Here is a 3,326-nt window from a genome sequence, read left to right on the forward strand (position 1 = left end):
CTGGTCTTCTGGTCAGGTGAGCTTGGGAAAATAAAGTCTTACCAAGCCCCTCCCTTTAGGGATGGGGTTCCTGACAACCTTGCAGTTTTGTCAAGTCCTCCATCGGAGACGAGAACGCGGTGGATGCCCGTAGGCTTTTCTATAGCTTAACCATTCAGGGTTCCTAAAGCATCCGTAAAACCAAGAAAGCTTCACCCCAGTGTTTTTACGGGATCTACCCCCCGTAAAAACACGGGAATGCGGAGGTCACAGGGGAGGGGCGGTGGCGATCGCCCCTCGGATCCGTTGAAACTCGAAAATTGAAACCTGGGGCAATTATAAATTGTTAATTGTCAATTGTCAATTTTCTCTACAGAGCAGGTAGTTTACTCTGATAGTGAAATGTTTCATTCGCAGGGAGGTCAGGTATGAGTTTTGATTACGACTTATTCGTAATTGGTGCCGGTTCAGGGGGTCTCGCCGCATCGAAACGGGCGGCGTCTTATGGGGCCAAAGTTGCCATTGCAGAAGGCGACTTAGTGGGGGGCACCTGCGTGATTCGGGGTTGCGTGCCGAAAAAGCTGATGGTGTATGCCTCGCGCTTCTCCCATCTGTATCGAGACGCCGTGGGATACGGGTGGGAGAAAGTCGAACCAAAATTTGAGTGGCAAAAACTGGTAGAGGTGGTGAACAAAGAAGTGCATCGTCTCAGCGAGATTCACATTAAGAACCTGGAAAAAGCAGGCGTAGAGCTGATGCGAGGCAAAGCCAGCTTTGTGGATCCCCACACCCTAGAAATCGACGGACGCAAAATCACGGCGGACAAAATTTTAATTGCCGTGGGGGGACATCCCATCAAGCCCCCAGAAATTGAGGGCATCGAAGCGAGTGTCACCTCCCGGGATATGTTTCACCTGACAGAGTTTCCCAAGCGCCTAGCCGTGCTCGGTGGCGGTTACATTGGAGTGGAATTTGCCGGGATTATGAATGGTTTGGGTTCCGAGGTGACGCAAATTATCCGCCGCGACTCGATTTTAAACGGGTTTGATGACGATATTCGGCGCAACATTCAGGACGGGATGAGCGAAAAGGGCATCAAATTCGCCACCGGTTCGGTGGTGGACAAGATAGAAAAGACCGCAGAAGAGTTGAAGGTGAAGATTTCCGGGGACACCAACGAAACGATCGCCGTGGATGCGATCCTGTGCGCTACCGGTCGCGCCCCGAATTTGGCAGGGTTGAACCTGGAGAATGCCGGGGTTGAGGTGAACAAAGGCGCGATCGCCGTTACCCCGGATAGTAACACCAGTCAACCTCATATCTATGCGGTGGGAGATTGCACGGATCGACTGAATTTAACCCCAGTGGCGATCGGCGAAGGACGCGCCTTTGCCGATACGGTATTCGGTCACCTACCGCGAGCTATATCTTATCGCGGCGTCCCCACTGCCGTGTTTTCCGACCCAGAAGCCGCAACCGTGGGATGCACCGAAGCAGAAGCCTGTCAAAAGCTTGGCGATGACGTGAAAATCTATCGCGCCAAGTTTCGTCCCATGTTCCACAGTCTCACCGGGGCCAGTGACAAGGTGATGGTCAAATTGGTGGTTGACCAAACCACCGATCGCGTGCTCGGCGTTCACATGGTCGGGAAAGATGCGGCTGAAATTATCCAAGGCATGGCGATCGCCGTGAATATGGGCGCAACCAAAAAAGATTTCGATGCCACCATCGGCATTCACCCCAGTACCGCCGAGGAGTTTGTCACCTTACAATAAGCCCATTTTCCCATTCTATTCCTCCCCCCCCTTGCCCGAGGGGTGGGGGTTTCCCCTGCCCCTCACCCCTGGGCTTTCCCATCGCCCATTCTCATCCAAAAGCGATCCCCGAGGCAATTTTTCTTCCCCCTACCGTTTTCTGGCAAATTTTCTCGTTACCAGTGGCACGCAAAACTCTAAAATAGAAACGAGACCGCGTTGCCCCTCCTGTCATGCTAGAACAGCTCCTTTCTTCTCCACGGATCCTTAAGGCTCAATTACTCCAATTTTTACGCCTCCCCCCCAATACGAAGAAAAAAAAAGCAGAACTGGTGAGCCTGCTGCTATCAATTTTTGCCGCCGATCCGTCAGAAAAGGAAAGATTTCTCGAAACGTTTAAGCGGGAATTGGCCGTGGAACCCTACGAGTTAATCGAAATTTTAAAATGTACCAAAACCGAACGCAAGCGCTGGATTAAAGAAGGGAAAATTCCGGTTTTAGAATATCGCTCTTGTCGCAAATCCGGCAAAATCTTGGAATATCCCGTTCACGACAGACGAGTGGTGATGAGTTTGACCCCGGAAGAGATTCAACAATGGCGCGATTCCCACCAAGCGCGGGTAGCTCAAACTCGGAAATCCGCCGCCAAAGCCGCCTCCCACAGTCGCAAGGAAAATCAACAAGCTCGTCAAAATTTTGCGATCGCCTGGGAACAAATTCGCGCCAAATGGCAGGAAACTGGCTCTCCGGAAATCGCCGCTACCCTGGAATTGGCTTACTGGACCGTGTGGGGGTCTCGCTGGGCAAAAGAAAATCAATTAAAGGGCGATCGGGCTATCAAATATGGCTCCACTTATGAAACCAGAAAACATCAATGGTACGCTTTGAAAACTGAAGCGGTGCGATTATTATCCCAAACTCCCTACGCGATTCTCTCTTTTTACCGTCCCCCGGAAGCCGATAAAATTTTCCTGCGCCTGTGCGACGAACATTCCGAAGAAATGCGCGAGTTTGAATGTTTCGATAAATGGGAATTTTTTTATTTGTATTCAAATTTGGTGAAAAAATGTCCCGCCTGTTGGTATAATGAAGAAACGGATTATTATTCCCTTTACGAGTTGGAAGTCAAAACCGCCGAATTCCCCGAATTTACGTTTTCTTTTCATATTCCTTACCCGGTGGGGCAAGCGTTTTGGCCGCTTCCCAATAAGTTACCCCAAATAGAGCGGGCGGAACAAGATGGGATTTTTCGCTTTGGCCGCCCCTTGCTCGATCGCGAAAAAGTTATCCACCGCGAAGGGGATGTCTGGGGGTTTTTACAAGGCGCGATAGCCAATTTTAAAACCCAGTTTGTCTTCCCCAAAAAACCCGATATGGAAGATTAAAATAACTTCCGCAGCCAACCCCAGCGATACAAATTTATCAATTTTGAGCGCAATAAAACACCGATTTTTTTATTGCAAAATTTCCAAAACTATGTTTATGTTTGCGGCACTGATCTCTGCTTCTATAGCACTTATAGCCTTTCTCAGATTGATGTGGTACGTAGCCGAATAGTCATTACCGCGCTTGCACCTCCGAGGTGAAAAATTC

2 protein-coding genes are annotated in these 3,326 nt (G+C 49.9%); both read left to right on the top strand.

From position 1 onward, the window contains the following. The first annotated feature begins 407 nt into the window (after positions 1–407). Positions 408–1,754, top strand: coding sequence for a glutathione-disulfide reductase (gor, locus tag LKK83_RS14780; RefSeq protein ID WP_324631962.1), 1,347 nt, complete (start codon positions 408–410; stop codon positions 1,752–1,754). Between the two features lie 311 nt (positions 1,755–2,065). After that, entirely contained in the window at positions 2,066–3,118 is a 1,053-nt protein-coding gene (locus tag LKK83_RS14785) for a hypothetical protein (protein ID WP_324631963.1), read from the top strand. Positions 3,119–3,326: the final 208 nt, after the last annotated feature.

The organism is Phormidium sp. CCY1219 (genome assembly GCF_035615515.1).
Taxonomy (GTDB): Bacteria; Cyanobacteriota; Cyanobacteriia; order Cyanobacteriales; family Laspinemataceae; genus CCY1219.

What these genes read in the sequence shown, in the direction of transcription:
- gor (WP_324631962.1), top strand. Translation starts at nt 408, where the DNA reads ATGAGTTTTGATTACGACTTATTCGTAATTGGTGCCGGTTCAGGGGGT.